19 protein-coding genes and 1 riboswitch are annotated in these 15,937 nt (G+C 46.0%); of the genes, 11 read left to right on the forward strand and 8 right to left on the reverse strand.

Features of this window, described 5'->3' with window-relative positions; genetic code table 11:
- Positions 1 to 279 precede the first annotated feature (279 nt).
- Both B3B27_RS07835 and B3B27_RS07840 read right to left on the reverse strand, forming a co-directional pair.
- Positions 280 to 1,776: a succinate CoA transferase gene (locus B3B27_RS07835; RefSeq protein ID WP_238869334.1), complete on the reverse strand. Its 1,497-nt coding sequence runs from the start codon at positions 1,774 to 1,776 to the stop codon at positions 280 to 282.
- 43 nt (positions 1,777 to 1,819) lie between these two features.
- Entirely contained in the window at positions 1,820 to 2,341 is a 522-nt protein-coding gene (locus B3B27_RS07840; protein WP_238869333.1) for a hypothetical protein, read from the reverse strand.
- Positions 2,342 to 2,597: 256 nt separating this feature from the next.
- Here B3B27_RS07840 and miaB point away from each other — a divergent pair, with 256 nt between their 5' ends.
- The 4 genes from miaB to B3B27_RS07860 all read left to right on the forward strand — a co-directional run bounded on the left by miaB (position 2,598) and on the right by B3B27_RS07860 (position 5,132).
- Positions 2,598 to 3,947 (forward strand): tRNA (N6-isopentenyl adenosine(37)-C2)-methylthiotransferase MiaB, encoded by a 1,350-nt coding sequence (miaB, locus tag B3B27_RS07845; RefSeq protein WP_238869332.1) that lies wholly within the window; start codon positions 2,598 to 2,600, stop codon positions 3,945 to 3,947.
- Between the two features lie 157 nt (positions 3,948 to 4,104).
- A complete protein-coding gene (locus B3B27_RS07850) occupies positions 4,105 to 4,347 on the forward strand; it encodes a YtxH domain-containing protein (RefSeq protein ID WP_238869330.1) in 243 nt (80 codons plus the stop codon).
- Positions 4,348 to 4,371: 24 nt separating this feature from the next.
- Positions 4,372 to 4,749 (forward strand): phage holin family protein, encoded by a 378-nt coding sequence (locus B3B27_RS07855; RefSeq protein WP_238869328.1) that lies wholly within the window; start codon positions 4,372 to 4,374, stop codon positions 4,747 to 4,749.
- Positions 4,746 to 5,132: a hypothetical protein gene (locus tag B3B27_RS07860; protein WP_238869327.1), complete on the forward strand. Its 387-nt coding sequence runs from the start codon at positions 4,746 to 4,748 to the stop codon at positions 5,130 to 5,132. Before B3B27_RS07855 ends, B3B27_RS07860 begins: the two co-directional genes overlap by 4 nt.
- Here B3B27_RS07860 and B3B27_RS07865 read toward each other — a convergent pair.
- A complete protein-coding gene (locus B3B27_RS07865; protein WP_238869325.1) occupies positions 5,125 to 7,419 on the reverse strand; it encodes a RelA/SpoT family protein in 2,295 nt (764 codons plus the stop codon). The genes B3B27_RS07860 and B3B27_RS07865 overlap by 8 nt on opposite strands.
- 244 nt (positions 7,420 to 7,663) lie before the next feature.
- A riboswitch (TPP riboswitch) is annotated at positions 7,664 to 7,761 on the forward strand.
- 102 nt (positions 7,762 to 7,863) lie between these two features.
- On the opposite strand from B3B27_RS07865, the gene B3B27_RS07870 reads away from it, so the two are divergent.
- The 7 genes from B3B27_RS07870 (at position 7,864) to B3B27_RS11855 (ending at position 13,172) form a co-directional block, all read left to right on the forward strand.
- Positions 7,864 to 10,158 carry a TonB-dependent receptor gene (locus B3B27_RS07870; protein WP_238869324.1) on the forward strand — a complete coding sequence of 765 codons (2,295 nt, stop codon included), beginning with the start codon at positions 7,864 to 7,866 and terminating at the stop codon, positions 10,156 to 10,158.
- Between the two features lie 194 nt (positions 10,159 to 10,352).
- Complete coding sequence (gene pnuC, locus B3B27_RS07875; RefSeq protein WP_238869323.1) at positions 10,353 to 10,913, forward strand: nicotinamide riboside transporter PnuC; 561 nt, start codon at positions 10,353 to 10,355, stop codon at positions 10,911 to 10,913.
- Between the two features lie 93 nt (positions 10,914 to 11,006).
- Positions 11,007 to 11,786: an MBL fold metallo-hydrolase gene (locus B3B27_RS07880; RefSeq protein ID WP_238869322.1), complete on the forward strand. Its 780-nt coding sequence runs from the start codon at positions 11,007 to 11,009 to the stop codon at positions 11,784 to 11,786.
- Positions 11,787 to 11,870: 84 nt separating this feature from the next.
- A complete protein-coding gene (locus tag B3B27_RS07885; protein ID WP_238869321.1) occupies positions 11,871 to 12,293 on the forward strand; it encodes a DUF5320 family protein in 423 nt (140 codons plus the stop codon).
- Between the two features lie 6 nt (positions 12,294 to 12,299).
- The gene (locus B3B27_RS07890; protein ID WP_238869320.1) at positions 12,300 to 12,440 is read left to right on the forward strand and encodes a hypothetical protein; all 141 of its coding nucleotides are present in this window, start codon (positions 12,300 to 12,302) and stop codon (positions 12,438 to 12,440) included.
- On the forward strand, positions 12,425 to 12,952 hold the full coding sequence (cobO, locus tag B3B27_RS07895; RefSeq protein ID WP_238869318.1) for a cob(I)yrinic acid a,c-diamide adenosyltransferase: 528 nt from the start codon (positions 12,425 to 12,427) through the stop codon (positions 12,950 to 12,952). The genes B3B27_RS07890 and cobO overlap by 16 nt, the downstream gene beginning before the upstream one ends.
- 52 nt (positions 12,953 to 13,004) lie before the next feature.
- Positions 13,005 to 13,172, forward strand: a complete 168-nt coding sequence (locus tag B3B27_RS11855) for a uracil-DNA glycosylase family protein (protein WP_414703316.1) — start codon at positions 13,005 to 13,007, stop codon at positions 13,170 to 13,172.
- A 247-nt stretch (positions 13,173 to 13,419) separates the two neighbouring features.
- Here B3B27_RS11855 and B3B27_RS07905 read toward each other — a convergent pair whose 3' ends face one another.
- From B3B27_RS07905 to B3B27_RS07925, 5 genes are all read right to left on the reverse strand, one after another.
- Positions 13,420 to 13,587, reverse strand: a complete 168-nt coding sequence (locus tag B3B27_RS07905; protein WP_286844858.1) for a hypothetical protein — start codon at positions 13,585 to 13,587, stop codon at positions 13,420 to 13,422.
- Between the two features lie 52 nt (positions 13,588 to 13,639).
- Positions 13,640 to 14,506: a 4Fe-4S binding protein gene (locus B3B27_RS07910; protein ID WP_286847241.1), complete on the reverse strand. Its 867-nt coding sequence runs from the start codon at positions 14,504 to 14,506 to the stop codon at positions 13,640 to 13,642.
- A complete protein-coding gene (locus tag B3B27_RS07915) occupies positions 14,503 to 15,360 on the reverse strand; it encodes a 4Fe-4S binding protein (protein ID WP_238869315.1) in 858 nt (285 codons plus the stop codon). The genes B3B27_RS07910 and B3B27_RS07915 overlap by 4 nt, the downstream gene beginning before the upstream one ends.
- Positions 15,361 to 15,373: 13 nt before the next feature.
- The gene (locus B3B27_RS07920) at positions 15,374 to 15,712 is read right to left on the reverse strand and encodes a NifB/NifX family molybdenum-iron cluster-binding protein (protein ID WP_286832468.1); all 339 of its coding nucleotides are present in this window, start codon (positions 15,710 to 15,712) and stop codon (positions 15,374 to 15,376) included.
- Positions 15,709 to 15,937: hypothetical protein (locus B3B27_RS07925; RefSeq protein WP_286847242.1), on the reverse strand; the 229-nt coding region annotated here is incomplete at its 5' end. The genes B3B27_RS07925 and B3B27_RS07920, both read right to left, overlap by 4 nt.

The following is a 15,937-nucleotide window of genomic DNA, read 5'->3' on the forward strand; positions in this document are numbered from 1 at the left end:
TCTTCTCATCCCGACAAAAACAGTCAAACTGCTATCTTTCAGCAGTTTAATTTTTAATAAATGTCTATTTCTGTTGTGAGATAGACATTTATTTTTTTAAAGCGCATCAGATACTGCCGGGTTTCAGTATCAGGCTGGTATAGGCACTGCAATAATTTGCATCAACGGTTTAAGGCACTGGCTGCCTTCTGTAACCAGCAGGGTTTCCGGCGCCATCAGTGTTTAGTAGCAAAAGCATTAATGCCCCGGCGGGGTTCCGTGCTCCAGGGCATTAACGTTTCAGGGCATTTTATACTTTAAAAAATCGGTGTTCAGCATACTCCCCGTCTCTTTCAGTGCATGATGAAAGGCGAAACATGCATAAATATCCTGCGGAATATGCCCTTTCACGCCACGATTGAGATATTCGTGCAACAAAGGACGATAATCGGGATGAGCACATTTCTCTATTATCTCTTCGGCACGGTTTCTTGGCCCTTTTCCTCTCAAATCGGCCACACCATATTCAGATACCACAATCTTCACTGAATGCTCGGTGTGATCTTCGTGTGTAACCTTGGGAACTATGCAGCTTACAGCTCCACCCTTTGCTGTGGAAGGAGTGAGAAATACCGACAGATAGGAGTTACGTGTAAAGTCCCCCGATCCTCCAATACCATTCATCATCTTGTTACCATTAACATGAGATGAGTTTACACTTCCAAAAATATCTACCTCAATAGCTGTATTCAAAGCAATAACACCCAACCGACGTGCAAGTCCCGGGTTATTAGAAATTTCAGAGGGGCGCAACACAAGTTTGTTTTTAAAAAAATCCAGATCATCGTAGAACTGATGAAGCGCATCGTTGCTCACGGTAAGCGAACAGCCGCTGGCAAAGGAGATACAACCCTTCTGCATCATGTCAAGAACAGCATCCTGTATCACTTCAGTATATACTTCGAAACGGGGAATATAGGGATTTCCACCCATCGATGCCAGGACTGCGTTGGCAATATTTCCCACTCCCGACTGTATTGGCAGAAAATGGTGGGGGATACGACCGGCTTTCATTTCCGACACGAAAAAATCAGCCACGTTGTTGCCGATCTGCGCCGTTACATCATCTACAGGGGTAAAACCGTGACCCTCGCCATCCCTGTCGGTTTCCACCACAAATATCTTTTCAGGATTTACTTTCACATAGTCCAACCCTATACGTGTTTGCACTTCATATATAGGTATTTCACGCCTTTTGGGAGGATCCTGCAGTTCATATATATCATGAATTCCGCGTAATTTCGCCGGGACTCTTTTATTCAACTCTACAATTACAATATCTGCCAATCGGCATATGGTAGGGACAATTCCCACAGCAGTTGTCGGAACAATTACCCCCTTTTCAGTCACCTGGCTAGCCTCAATAATAGCTACATTTATACCACCAAGGAATCCGTATCTTATTTCCTGAGCCAGTTGAGAAAGATGGAGATCAAAATAATCGAGCTCTCCCCGGTTAATTGCCTCACGCATATCTTTGTTAGTCTGATAAGGCGTACGGAATTTAATTGCTTTTGCACGGGAAAGAGTTCCATCGATGGAATCACCGGTTGATGCCCCGGTAAATATACCAATCTTAAACGGATTACCCTTTGCATGCTCTGCCTCCGCCCTTTTAGCTATCTCCACCGGTACCACTTTGGGGCAACCGGCATGGGTGAAACCGCTGAAGCCAACATTGTCGTTATTTTTCACAAGAAACGCAGCCTCTTCAGCACTGATAAATTTTAATGCCATATGAATTGATTGTATTAAATGTTAATCAATGATTTTTCCAAATCTAGTACCTTCTTCGTAAAATCTCACTATATAAAACCGCTTTTTTTAACTCTTCCCTGCCTTCATCACCTGAAAAAGCATCAACGATAGGGTGCCATGAAGATGTTTTTTGTCTACCACTGTTTTTATCGTGTTGCTTTTCTGACATATCAGATATACCGGCAATATTATCAGTATATATGCCGCTGTCAAAAATAGTACCTGTATCATAGTCAAAAGCAGAAATGCCCTCTTGTGAGCTATCACTGGAAATTGAAACAAGATCTAAGGAAGATTGAAATTCTCTGCGCACTGTTTCTCCTTTATTAAAGGACGTTACAGGCGGAGGCATGGGTTTCTCTGGCTTAAGATGCTTAACTATCTGCTTACGTTGAGGGTACCACGTCTCTTCATCAGTAATAGGTTTAGGATTATCACTGGCCTGTTGCGCTTGTTGATTTTTTTTCTTCCTGGAATCATTAAAAAATCCCAATAACATGAAAAATACAAGAAGGATCAAATAAATAATGTCTCCGGACTCCATATTTTTATTAATTTTGCAACGCAGCAAAAATAATGATTTTTTACGATATAGAGTGTATTTGGTTATATAAAAAAATCGAGAGCAACTTCACAGCCGCTCTCGAACATTTAACCAAAACCTTAACTATGAAAAAATTTTTATTTTTTCCTCGAGGCAAAAATACTACAAGAAAGGTAATATTGCAACTTTTCCAACAGATAAATAACTGTTTTAACTTTTCCTTGAGTGTAATATATCACAGTTTACAAGCAAAGAGATGAATTCAGATAAAATTAAAGAAAAGAAACTATTTATAGAGACTTACGGATGCCAGATGAACGTGGCAGATACAGAGGTAGTTGCATCTATAATGGAGATGGATGGCTATACACTCACAGATAACGACCGTGATGCAGATGCTATTTTCGTAAACACATGCTCTATCCGTGATAACGCTGAACAGAAGGTTATTCAGCGACTCGACTATTTCAATGCATTGAAGAGAAAAAGGAAGGAGAACCTTATAATAGGTGTGCTGGGATGCATGGCAGAACGTGTAAAAACTGGTCTTATAGAGAATCACAATGTAGACCTGGTTGTCGGCCCCGATGCCTACCTCGACCTGCCCAACCTTGTAGGTGCGGCAGAACGGGGAGAGAAAGCCATGAATATAGAGCTGTCACGTACAGAGACTTATAAGGATGTGATCCCCTTAAAAATGAGCGGAAGCAATATCTCGGGATACATATCCATAATGCGCGGATGTAACAAATTTTGCACCTACTGTATTGTCCCCTACACCCGCGGTCGCGAACGAAGCCGCGAGCCTGAGAGCATCCTCAATGAGCTGCGCGACATGCGCGAAAAAGGTTTCAGAGAAGTAATACTGCTTGGACAAAACGTAAACTCATACCGGTATAGAGAGGGGGAAAAAAGCATTCTGTTTCATGAACTGCTATCAATGGTTGCAGAGGCTGCTCCTGAAATGCGTATCCGCTTCACTACTTCCCATCCCTGGGATATGAACGACCAAACTCTTGAGACTATAGCTAAATACAAAAATCTTTGCAACTACATCCACCTTCCTGTGCAATCGGGAAGTTCGCGAATGCTTAAGTTGATGAACAGGAGGTACAACAGGGAGTGGTATTTAGAACGTATCGAAGCCATCAAACGTATTATTCCTGATTGCGGGCTATCAACCGATATCATGTGTGGTTTCCATTCCGAAACGGAGGAAGATCATCAGGAGACACTCTCATTAATGCGTGAGGTGGCCTTCGATTCGGCTTTTATGTTCAAATACTCAGAAAGGCCGGGGACATACGCTTCTAAAAAGCTGGAAGACAATGTACCGGAAGAGGTAAAGGCCAGGCGTTTGCAGGAAATTATCGACCTGCAGATGGAACTGTCTCACCAAAGCAATGAAAGAGATCTGGGTAAAGAGTTTGAAATACTGGTAGAGGGTTTCTCCAAACGTTCACGGGAACAGCTTTTCGGTCGTACCGATCAGAATAAAGTGGTCATCTTTGACAAAAAAAATCACCGTATAGGGCAGTTCCTTAAAGTAAGAATAACGGGATTCACATCAGCAACATTGTTAGGTGAGGCCTTAACTGCAGAATAGTTCTCATCTCATTATTAATGATTTCAAAAAACATTTTTGCCCATAAAGTGTTTAATTTTTGAAGAGCATGAAAACAGCTGACATAAGAGTTGCTCGCAAGAAATGAAATAACGGTATAAGATAAAATAAAAACTACTAATTATTAAACGCATAAATTATGAAATCAGAAGCAAAATTATTACTGGGATTAGGTATTGGTATTGCGCTTGGCGCTGCTGTGGGTTACATTATTGGAACCGACAGAAGAGAGGAATGGCTTGAGCAAGCCAATGAATTTGCAGACAAACTAAAAACTAATATTAAATCTGCTGTTTACAAGGGAAAAAGCGAAGTACATGATCTAAAAGAGGATATTGATGACATTGCTGAGATAGCAAAGAAAGAGCTTGCAAAACAATAATTTATCCTCTAATCTACTTAAACGATGGAAGAAAAAAAAGTAAGTACGCTGTTCGAGGAAATGAGAGGTGATATATCGAACTTCATCACTGCCACACTCGAGCTCGGAAAACTGGAAGTTTATGAAAAAATAAGCCTGGCTTCATCAACAATCACCTATAGCCTGATTGTTGCGGGCATTGCATTATTAACACTTTTTTTCATACTCGTAACTGTAGGGATTTATTTGGGTGAAGTATTTCAGAACACCTGGGTAGGATTCGGCTTAGTGGCAGCTTTTGCCCTGCTGGTTCTGCTGATAATGCTTCTCCTAAAAAAACCTTTCAAGAAAAAAGTCACCAATCGCGTTGTTCGCTTTTTGATGGAACAAAACGATAAGGATGGAAAAAACAGTAATAAATGAAAACTTACAAATTAACTCCACTTGAAGAGTTGCGTTTAGAAAAGAAAAAGTTGAGGGAAGAACGCGCTATTGCCAGTCAACGCCTCGCTTACCAGTTGCAGTACCTTAATGACAATTGGGGAACGATGCTTACCAAAGGTGTTACTTCTTCAGTAAAATCAAAACTGACCGAGACTTTGGAAAATTTTTCGGGCGGTTATTCATATAATGTTACACCTTTTATCACAAAACGGGCAAACCCCTGGCTTAGCTTTGTAATATCTAACCTGCCGCTTATTGGATCGCTTGCGTGGAATATTGCCAAACCCGCTCTTGTAGCCTACGCTGCAAAGAAAGTTTCATCATTGATATTCGGCAGAAGAAAGAAAAGAAAAATCAAATAGTAGATCTGTGGACGGTACTTACACCGTCCACTTTTGCTATTTTACCGCAAAGTTGATTTACCTCCTCTGCACTATGTACATGCACGTTAAACACACCTTCAAAGATACCGTCATTCGATGAAACATTAACACTCTGTATGTTCACCACCACATCTTCAGCAAGTTTGGCGAGGATACTGCTGAGAATACCCACACGGTCTATCCCTGTAAAAACTATTGAAGCAAGAAAAGAGTATTGCCGGTAATCTCCCCATGAAACTGTAATTATACGGTCTCCATAATTAGATTTTAGTTTCAGCCCGGTCTGGCAAGAACGCTTATGAACCTCCACCTCTTCTTTCTCAGTTATATAACCAAACACATCATCTCCCGGAAGCGGATTGCAACATGAAGGTACAATAAAGTTCTTCCGGAAGTTAGTCTCTGTAAGCTGATAAGTGACACCCCTGTTTATTCTTTGTTTTAAAGGCATGTTAAGAATAAGGTCTGATGTTCCGGACTCTACTTCTTCCTTTTTAGTGCTTTTGTTATCGGCAGGCGATTTCATAATGGCATTCATAGCCTGCTTTACGTAACGTACAAAAAGATTATCCTGCTTTTCCGGTACCAGCTTCACCTTTGAGAAAGCACTTTTATTTGCGGGCAATGCGACTTCGGCATTGCCGATCATATAATACAGGTCCTCCTTGTTCCCAGCCTTATACGCATGTAATATCTTATTAAATACAGTATTGTCTATTGGTTCGTGATCAAAGAGCTCATCAAGCATATTTTGCCCTTTCTCTACAATACGCCGGCGTTGTCGTCGTAACGATGCCTCAATTTTTGTCCTGGCTTTAGCAGTAGTAACAAAATTGAGCCATTCCGGCTGCGGATTAACAGATTGCGAAGTAAGAATTTCTATCTGATCCCCACTACGGAGCTTCTGGCTGAGTGGAGCAAGAGTATGGTTCACCTTTGCCCCTAGGCAGTGATCCCCTATCCGGGTATGAATGGTATAGGCAAAATCGAGAGCTGTTGCACCCTGAGGAAGTGTCTTGATATCTCCCTTTGGTGTAAAAACAAATATCTCGGAAGAGAACAGGTTCATCTTCACAGTATCCAGGAAATCGATGGCATTGGGATTTGGGTTGGCAAGAATCTCCTGAATAGTTTTTAACCATTTATCAAGTTCGTTATCCTCTTCAATCCTGTTCTCTTTATATTTCCAGTGAGCTGCAAATCCTTTTTCGGCAATATCATCCATACGACGGCTCCTAATCTGAATCTCTATCCATTTCCCGTCAGGGCCCATCACGGTAAGATGCAATGCCTGATAGCCGTTTGCCTTTGGGTGGCTCACCCAGTCGCGGATACGGTCGGGGCGAAGCTTATATATATCGGTAATGGCCGAATAGATGTCCCAACATTGTTTTTTCTCATCCATTCCGGGAATGATCTCAAAGATTATGCGTACTGCAAACAGGTCGTACACCTCTGAAAAATCGATACCCTTGTTTTGCATCTTGTTCCAGATAGAGTAAACTGATTTTACCCGTGCACGCATTTCATACTCAATATCCATCTTATCGAGCGCCATTATAACCGGAACGGCAAAATGTTCATATATCTTATTTCGTTCGGGAGCAGTCTCTAAAATCTTTTTTGACAGGTCTGCATATACTTCAGGATGCTCGTGTTTGAAACAGAGCTCTTCTAGTTCAGTCTTTATGGCAAACAGGCCAAGCCTGTGAGCAAGCGGAGCGTAGATATATAGTGTTTCGCCTGTTATCTTAAACTGCTTTGCTGCTGACATGGAAGAGAGAGTTCGCATGTTATGAAGCCTATCAGCAATCTTTATAAGTATAACACGTATATCATCTGACATTGTGAGAAGCAATTTCCTGAAATTCTCTGCTTGAGCCGACACATTTTCACCGAACATTCCGCTCGATATCTTTGTCAGCCCGTCAACAATCTGGGCAATCTTATCACCAAAAAGGGCACGTATATCATCAACGGTATAGTCAGTATCCTCAACCACATCGTGCAGCAACGAAGCAGAAATGGAGGTCGATCCCAGACCCATCTCCCTCGACACAATACGGGCTACCGCCAGCGGATGCATGATGTAAGGTTCGCCCGAGCGGCGACGTGCCCCTTTGTGAGCCTCCTTCGCCATATTAAAAGCCCGGGTAATGACATCCACTTTCCGCCGGTGATTAGAGTTCAAATAATCGTTCAAAAGGCCCTGAAACTCCTCTTCGATAATCTGATCTTCCGCAACCAGTTTTTCTTCATCGCTCATATACCGTGTGACTATATTTTTCTTAGTTCGTTTAAAACTAACGAAATTACAAATAAAAGCAGAGAAAACTACAATTTAACTCCTGTTTTTTCAGTTATATGCATCTTCTGGACATTCTCACGTAAATCCGTCTCTGTTTTTTTAGCATGTTCAAGATATTGTGATGACAGATGACAGCAGGCCCTAAATGTTAAATTCCCGTCGTATGCTCTCTTATGAACAAAAACGTGCTATCTTTGTTCTGTCATTCTACAAGGGGTGCCCAAATAAAACGGGCTGAGATCATACCCAAAATACCTGATCCGGATAATGCCGGCGTAGGGAAAATATAAAGCTCACAAATTTGTGGCTTTTGGTATATATCTTTACAAAATCCCCTTTTTTATTACACTAACTAATGATAAGCAGTCACACAGGCCCTGTTTATCCTAAAAACTTATGTAAATGAAAAAGGTTTTTTTAATGCTGATAATTTTATCGGCACTCAGTTATCAAGTGATGGCTCAGGCAGAGCAGGCAGAACTGTCAGAACAGGCAGAACAGGCAGAACAAACCGACAGTCTTGATCTTATTCAGCTGGAAGAGGTTATTGTCTCGGGAACACGTGCCGGAAAAAACACCCCGGTATCATACTCTAATATCTCTCATTCCGAAATTAAAAAACAAAATGCTGCACGCAATATTCCCTCCATACTTCAAACCACACCTTCGCTTGTATCTTTTACCGAAGACGGCCTTGGTGTAGGAAACACCTCATTCAGGATTCGCGGAACAGACGCCACTCGCATAAATGTAACTCTTAACGGGATGCCATTGAATAACCCCGAAAGCCAGGAGGTTTACTGGGTGAATCTTCCCGATCTTTCCAACTCGCTGCAGGACATACAGGTGCAGCGTGGCGTGGGTACATCCACCAATGGCCCGGGAGCCTTTGGTGCAAGCATTTCACTTCAGACGGCAGGCGCCCGCTCCGAAGCATACGGAGAGGCATCCACCGCCGTGGGAAGCTATGGTACATTCTTATCGAATGTTGCTGCGGGGACAGGGGTTTTGAAAAACGGACTATCACTCGATGCCCGCTTTTCGCGGGTGCTGGGTGACGGTTATGTGCGCAACGGCACAGTGAACCATACCAATTTCTATGGGGTAGTTTCTCACTATAGCGAACGGCAGCTGCTTCGCCTCAGTTACCTGAGGGGTATCCAGCATACCGGCATCTCGTGGCAGGGGGTGTCGGACAAGCAGATGCAGGACCCGGAATATGGGCGTCGCTACAACCCCGCAGGAGAGTATTACGATGATGCCGGCAACCGATTGTACTATGGCAACGAGACCGACAACTACTACTCTGATATTGTGCAGCTCACTCTCACAAGAGAGCTGAGCCGTAATCTCACATTAAATTCAGGGCTGAGTTATAACCACGGATACGGTTATTATGAGAACTACAGGTATAACAAGAAGTTCTCCGATTTTGGACTGGAACCGCAAACCATTGACGGGAAGACCTACCGCAAGAGCGACTTCATCCGCCGTAAGCTGATGCGAAACAATTTCTATGTAGCCAACGCGGGACTGGACTATGCCGACGACCGATGGAAGCTCACCTTCGGCGGTTTGTACAGTTTTTACGACGGGGATCATTACGGTCGTCTGCCATGGATAAAACATAACGAGAATATTCCTGTTAATTATGAATGGTACAGAAACAGAGGCAAAAAATCGGAAGTAAATATCTTCACCAAAGCGGAATATCAACTGAATGAAAAAGTATCACTTTTCGGCGACCTGCAATACCGTCGTGTGGGCTACCGCTTCAGTGGTATGGATGACGACCAGATGGATCTGACAGGCGATTTTTACTACAACTTTTTCAACCCTAAGGCGGGCCTGTTCTATGAACTGAGCAACAATCACCGCCTGTACGCTTCGGCAGCCGTGGGCAAGCGTGAGCCTCTGCGTGCCGATCTGAAAGATGGCATAAAGGGAGGAGCTTCTAATTTTATAAAACCGGAAAAGATGATCGATTATGAGCTTGGCTACCGATACAACAGGAATGGGTTGAAATTTGGTGCTAATCTCTATTACATGGATTACCACAACCAGATGGTGCAGACCGGCAAACTTACTGATATTGGTTACAAGCTGATGGAAAACGTAAAGGAGAGCTACCGTGCAGGTATCGAGATTGAGGCATCACTTCCCCTGTGGACAGAAAAACTACTGCTCGATGCCAACGCCACCCTCAGCCGAAATAAAATCCGGAACTACGTAGCCTGGTTCGACCTGTACGACAATTCCGACGACTATAACCCGATCCCCGACGACAACCATCCGGAAATACAAAAACAGATCGCAAATGAGTTGGGAACAACCAATATCTCCTTCTCTCCGGAATTGATCGGAATGGCAGGCATCACCTGGCAACCGGTATCCGCCTTCTACATGAACCTGAACGGCAAATATGTGGGGAAACAGTACATCGACAACACGTCGGACGAGGACAAGTCGATCGGCTCCTACTTCGTGAGCAGCCTCTCCGCCGGTTACACCTTCCCCAAGAGCCAAGTGGGAGTAATCAACCTGCAGTTTTTCGTGAACAACCTGTTCAACAGGGAGTACGTGGCAAACGGATGGGCTTCAACAGATGCATTTGAAGACGGAACCACTTTCAACTGGGTTGGATACTACCCCCAGGCCACGCGCAACCTTATAGGGCGCCTCACAATTTCGTTTTAAGTAAATACGAAAGAAGGAATTTATTTCTCTTTCGCAGCTTTATTTCGATGCACTCCCGGTTTACTCACTATTTGATTTTAAACCCGTTTCGCTCGGACAACAAATCAAATCACGCTCGTTTAACCAGGTGGGCACCCCGAAAAGAAGCAGAGATTTAGAAATAAATTCATTATCTCAAATCAAACAGAATTGACATGCAAACCATCGAAATCGTCGGCGCCCTTATCGGCCTACTCTATCTCTACCTCGAATACAAGGCCAACAAATGGCTCTGGCCAGTGGGGGTGTTGATGCCGGTGGTCTATATCTGGATCTTCTTCCAGAGCAAGTTCTATGCCGACATGGGAATCAACGTCTACTACTTCTTCGCCAGCATCTACGGCTGGATCCGCTGGAACAGGAACCATACGGAAGGAGATACACCATCCATCATCCACACCCCGCAGCGGCAGATACTTCCTCTAATTCTTATCACGATGCTACTCTTTGGCGTCATTTACCTGATCCTCACCCGATATACCGATAGTCCGGTTGCCGGGGGCGACAGCCTTACCACCGCGTTGAGCATCGCGGGTATGTGGATGCTTGCGCAGAAACATGCGGAGCAGTGGTGGGTCTGGTTCCTGGTCAACCTTATTTCCTGCGGACTCTACCTCTGGAAAGGGCTCTACCCAACCGCACTGCTCTTCGCCATCTACACCGTGATCTCTATGTTCGGATACTTCAAATGGGTAAAGCTTGCAAGACGAAACTGATCATTCATTATCTTTTTCAGCAAAACAATAGCAAAATTGTTTGAACATTTGTTCATAATAAAATTTTATTGGTTATATTTGTAAAAAAAGGAGATGAAAATATCGATTCTTACCGACAATTATCCCGGCGGAAATACCGCTGCAGAGCATGGACTCTCCTATTTCATAGAGCATAAGGGGACAAAGATCCTGTTTGATACGGGGCAAAGTGATCTCTTCCTGCGAAATGCATCACTAATGAGGATTGATTTGAAGAAGAGGAATCTGATCATCCTGAGTCACGGTCATTTTGATCACGGAAACGGATTGACTCATCTCTCAGGCGGCAGACTGCTCTGCCATCCGGGTTGTTTTGTGAAACGATACAGAACGGCAGATCGCACCTATATCGGTCTGCAAAACAGCCGGGATGAAATCGCACAAAAATTTGATCTCACCACCAGCAAAGCACCTCTCCATGTCAGCAACTTCATTCTGTTTCTGGGAGAGATCCCCCGCATCACCGATTTTGAATCACAACAGACCTCCTTCTCTTTTGAAGATGGGAGTCCCGATTTTGTGGCAGATGACAGTGCCGTAGCACTGCAGACAGAGAAAGGATTGTTTGTGATCACAGGCTGCGGACATGCCGGGGTGGTCAACACCCTGGAGCATGCAAGAAACGTCACTGGTGAGCAGAGGATCTTCGGTATCATGGGTGGTTTTCATCTTAAGAAGCGCGATCGGCAAACCATCGAGACTATCCACTACCTTAAAAAAAACAGGGTGGAACATGTCATCCCATCTCACTGTACCGCATTGCCTGCACTTGTGGCATTTGCGGAGAGTTTTCAGATTCAATCGGTAAGAACAGGTGATACCTACACCTTTTAATACATGAATGAACTTATGTTCACTTTAATTTAGGCTTTTTGCCATTGTCGATTTATTATTTGTTTCACTTAAAAAATTAGCATTATGCCATCAGGAGATCGTACCGGACCGATGGGACAAGGTCCCAGAACCGGAAGAGCAAGAGGATTTTGTTCGGGATTTGATACACCCGGATATGAAGATGGATTGTATCGCAACAGAGGCTGGGGAGCAGGCAGGGACCAGATTGCCAGATCGGGTAGAAGAATAGCAGTAGCCAGAGGAACAGGATTTGGACGCAGAGCCGGAACAAGCAGAGGAGCTGGAATTGTTCAGGGTTACAGCGTTGACCGGCTTTACAGTTTTGGCCTTCTTATTTCAGAATTGATTCAAAATATTCCCTGGCAGGATATCCTACACAAACGGGATGAGATGAAAGAGCTCAAAACGGAAGCACAAAGACTCAAACGCTCCAATGAGGAGCTGGAAGAGAAACTACGGAGATTAGAGAGTCGCAAAGAATCATGAAACAGGATGAACTTTTATAAGAAGTCAGCATTTGTACAGGAATATGATCAGTTTTACCGGACAAATGGTGGCTGGGCTGTTGACAAAGTTGAGAAAGCAGTTATCAGCAACCTGCTGAAAATATTCAATGCATGCAAAGAGAGATGAGAGGTTATCTGCAGATCTACACAGGGAACGGCAAGGGAAAGAGCACGGCGGCCTTCGGACTGGCACTGCGGGCAGCCGGTGCAGGGATGAGCGTCTACATTGCGCAGTTCGTGAAAGGAAGAAACTATTCCGAGATCACGGCGGTTAGGCAGCACGTGCCGCAGATCACCATCCGGCAGTTCGGCAGGGGTTGCTTCATTGTGGGAAAACCGACCGATGAGGATGTGTCAGCCGCAAGAGAGGGACTGGCGGTGGTGTCGGAGGTGCTCACTTCTGGAGAGTATGACATGGTGATTCTGGATGAGGCAACCATCGCCATCTATTATGATCTCTTCACCGTGGGTGAGTTAATCGAAATATTGAAGACGAGAGCAGCCGGATGTGAGGTAGTGGTCACCGGCCGTTATGCACCGGAGGAGCTGATTGAGGTGGCCGACCTGGTGACCGAGATGAGAGAGGTGAAACATTATTATCGTCAGGGCATTGAAGCACGGGAAGGAATTGAATATTAATAAACAGGAGAAAATCAATATGGGCCAGACGATGGAGCAGTTGCGGGAGGAGATGGAGCAGTGCAGGAAATGCGATTTGTGGCAATCACGGAATCATCTCATCTTCGGTGAGGGGAATCATCATGCTCCCATCTTCATCATCGGCGAAGCTCCGGGAAGAGATGAAGACCGCGTGGGGAGACCTTTCATAGGCCGGTCTATCACCCCTCGGCGCTGCTGAGAAATCCTGCACTGAAAAGGGATACCTGGGATGATTTCAAGAAGGTGGTCTACAAGTACCGGGAACTGGTCGCTCCCGATCATTACACACCCTATATTCCGTAGGTTACCGATCAGACAAAGAGAGAATCTTAAAAAATAGAACGATGTTACAACATATAGGATTATCCATTATTGAGCCAGCAGAGATTCAAAACTTTTACGAATCCGTTTTGCATTTTCGCCAGTTGAAACAATTCACCCTCGATTCAGAAGAGGTGCTCCATTCCATCTTTTCCACCGACAGGCAAACTGAGGTCTACATGATGGAGCAACAGGATTTGAAGCTGGAGCTCTTCATTGACCCCAAGGGAGAGAGAGGGCGTTATCCTCATCTCTGCCTGGCGTATGACAACCCGGAAGAGGTGTCGGATCATGCCCATCAATTAGGATACAGAAGATGGATCAAAAGAGGTCTCATTGGTATTTTCACGACTGGAAAATCTGCCGGTGGATGTCTGCGATCTCACCGGCTGCTGCCGAGCGGGGAGCCCACTCAACCACCGTACGGCATTGTAACATCGCCTCCACCACCGCCGGCTCGAAAGGAATCCTGCCGATGAGAGGGAGTTTCTCGCTGCGGCACCAAGCCTCAATCTCGGCAGTCACCCGCTCATTCAGGTCATACTTATTGATCACCACGACCGACGGAATGTCAAACCCATCGGTCAGCTGTTTCACCCTCTTCAGGTCATGAAAACCGGAACGACTCGGTTCGGTGACCAGCAATGCCAGATCGGCACCGCTCATAGCAGAGATCGTGGGACAACCGGTGCCGGGAGGCCCGTCAATCAGAATGGTCTCCACACCCATCTGCTCCGACAGCTGACGGGATTGCTCACGCACCACATTGACCAGCTTGCCGGAGTTCTCCTCACCAGGCTCCAGCCGGGCATGTACCATCCAGCCGTTACGGAACGTGCCGGTAGTCCAGTAGCTGCCATTGCTTTCAATCATACTGATGGCATCGGCCGGACAGATGCGCATGCAGAGACGGCATCCGTCACATGATGTCTCAGAGATGGTGTAACGATCCTCCTGGCACCTGATCGCATCGAAGCGACAGGCATCCATGCAGGCACCGCATTGTGTACATAGCTGCTGGTCGATCACCGCCTTGGCACCGGTGGAGAAAGGGTGGCGGGAATGATCGGCAGGCTGCAGCAGCAGATGAAGGTTGGCCGCATCCACATCACAGTCGGCCACCATCAGCTTTTCACCCATGGTCGCCAGTGCCGCACTCAGGCTTGTCTTGCCTGTTCCTCCTTTTCCGCTGATAATGACAATCTGTCTCATAAGATTTTCTGTTGAACGATTTGAATGAGCAAACTGCTGAACATCTCCCGGTAGGAGTCATCCACCGCTGCAGGCAACCCTCCCTCGGCATAGATGCGTGCGATCTCCCGGTCGAAGGGAATCTCCAGCAAAAGCGGGATCTCCTCCCCCTTAAGCCATTGGTACATCTCATCGTTTCCCAGTCCGGCTCTGTTGATGACCACCCCAAAAGGTTTACCGAGCTGCCGTACGGTGGCAGCCGATAGCATCAGGTCGTGCAGACCGAATGGCGTGGGCTCAGTGACCAGCACCACATAGTCTGCCCTGTCGACGGTTGCAATAAAGGAACATGAGATGCCGGGTGGTGAGTCGAGGAGCACCAGCTTCCTGTCGCTGGCCTCATGGATGGTATGGGTGATGACCGGCACAGGGGTATAAACCCCCACTTCGGCACGACCTTCGACAAGATGCTGAGCGGCACCGTAAACAGCACGCGTCACTCTGCCCAGGAGCTTGGGATGTTCGGTGATCGCTCCCGCCTGACAAGCATAGCTGCATGCACCACAATCGTGGCACAGATCGGGAAGGACCTGAATCATTCTCTTCTCCGGCAGGTAGAGGATGGCATTGTAACTACAATATTCGTAGCATTTCCCGCAGAAGGAACATCTCTCCGGATCAATTACCGGTACCTGCTGGTAGACCTCTTCAACCCGTTCCTCCTCACCGGCAATAAACTCCGCGACATTGGGCTCCTCCGCATCACAGTCGGCCAGCGCACAATCGATGCCCTTCTGTGAGGCTACCCAAAAGAGGTTAGTGGAGACAAATGTCTTACCTGTACCTCCCTTACCACTGGCTATTGCGATCTTCATCCTCTCAGCCGCCTCAGTGATCACAGGCATTTATACCAGTGACCAGCGACTGCTGAAAGTGATCGGTAACCAGCTCACGCGGACTCTTATACTCGGCACCCACGTGCACCCTGATCTGCTGTTGCTCAAACAGACGTATTGCTTTTTGTCCGATACCCGCTGCGATCACCTCGGTGACGCCTCTCTCCGAGAGCCATGCGGGCAGCAGTCCCGGTTCATGCGGGGGAGGTGTCACCAACGTCTCGTTCTGTATGGTTCCATCCTCCGTCTCGATAATGGCAAACTGCTGACAATGGCCAAAGTGCTGACAGAGTCTTCCCTCTTCCAGGGGTATTGCGATAACCTGCTTCATCCCATTCGTCTTTTACCGGATCCGTCTCTTCTTCTCATCCTCTCGCATTGACCTTGTCCCTGGCCCATGCCTCTACCGGCACCCTGGTCCATGCCTCTGCCGGCCTCCTGTCGGAAAGTGACACGCCTGCCTGCTCCTGCAGGAGCATCAAAGATATTGGACTCTCTGTTCGACGGGTTACAACGTCCCCGTCCTCTTCCACTCATGGCGCCCTCACCCTCGGGG

It is taken from the genome of Proteiniphilum sp. UBA5463 (assembly GCF_002427225.1).
Taxonomy (GTDB): domain Bacteria; phylum Bacteroidota; class Bacteroidia; order Bacteroidales; family Dysgonomonadaceae; genus Proteiniphilum; species Proteiniphilum propionicum.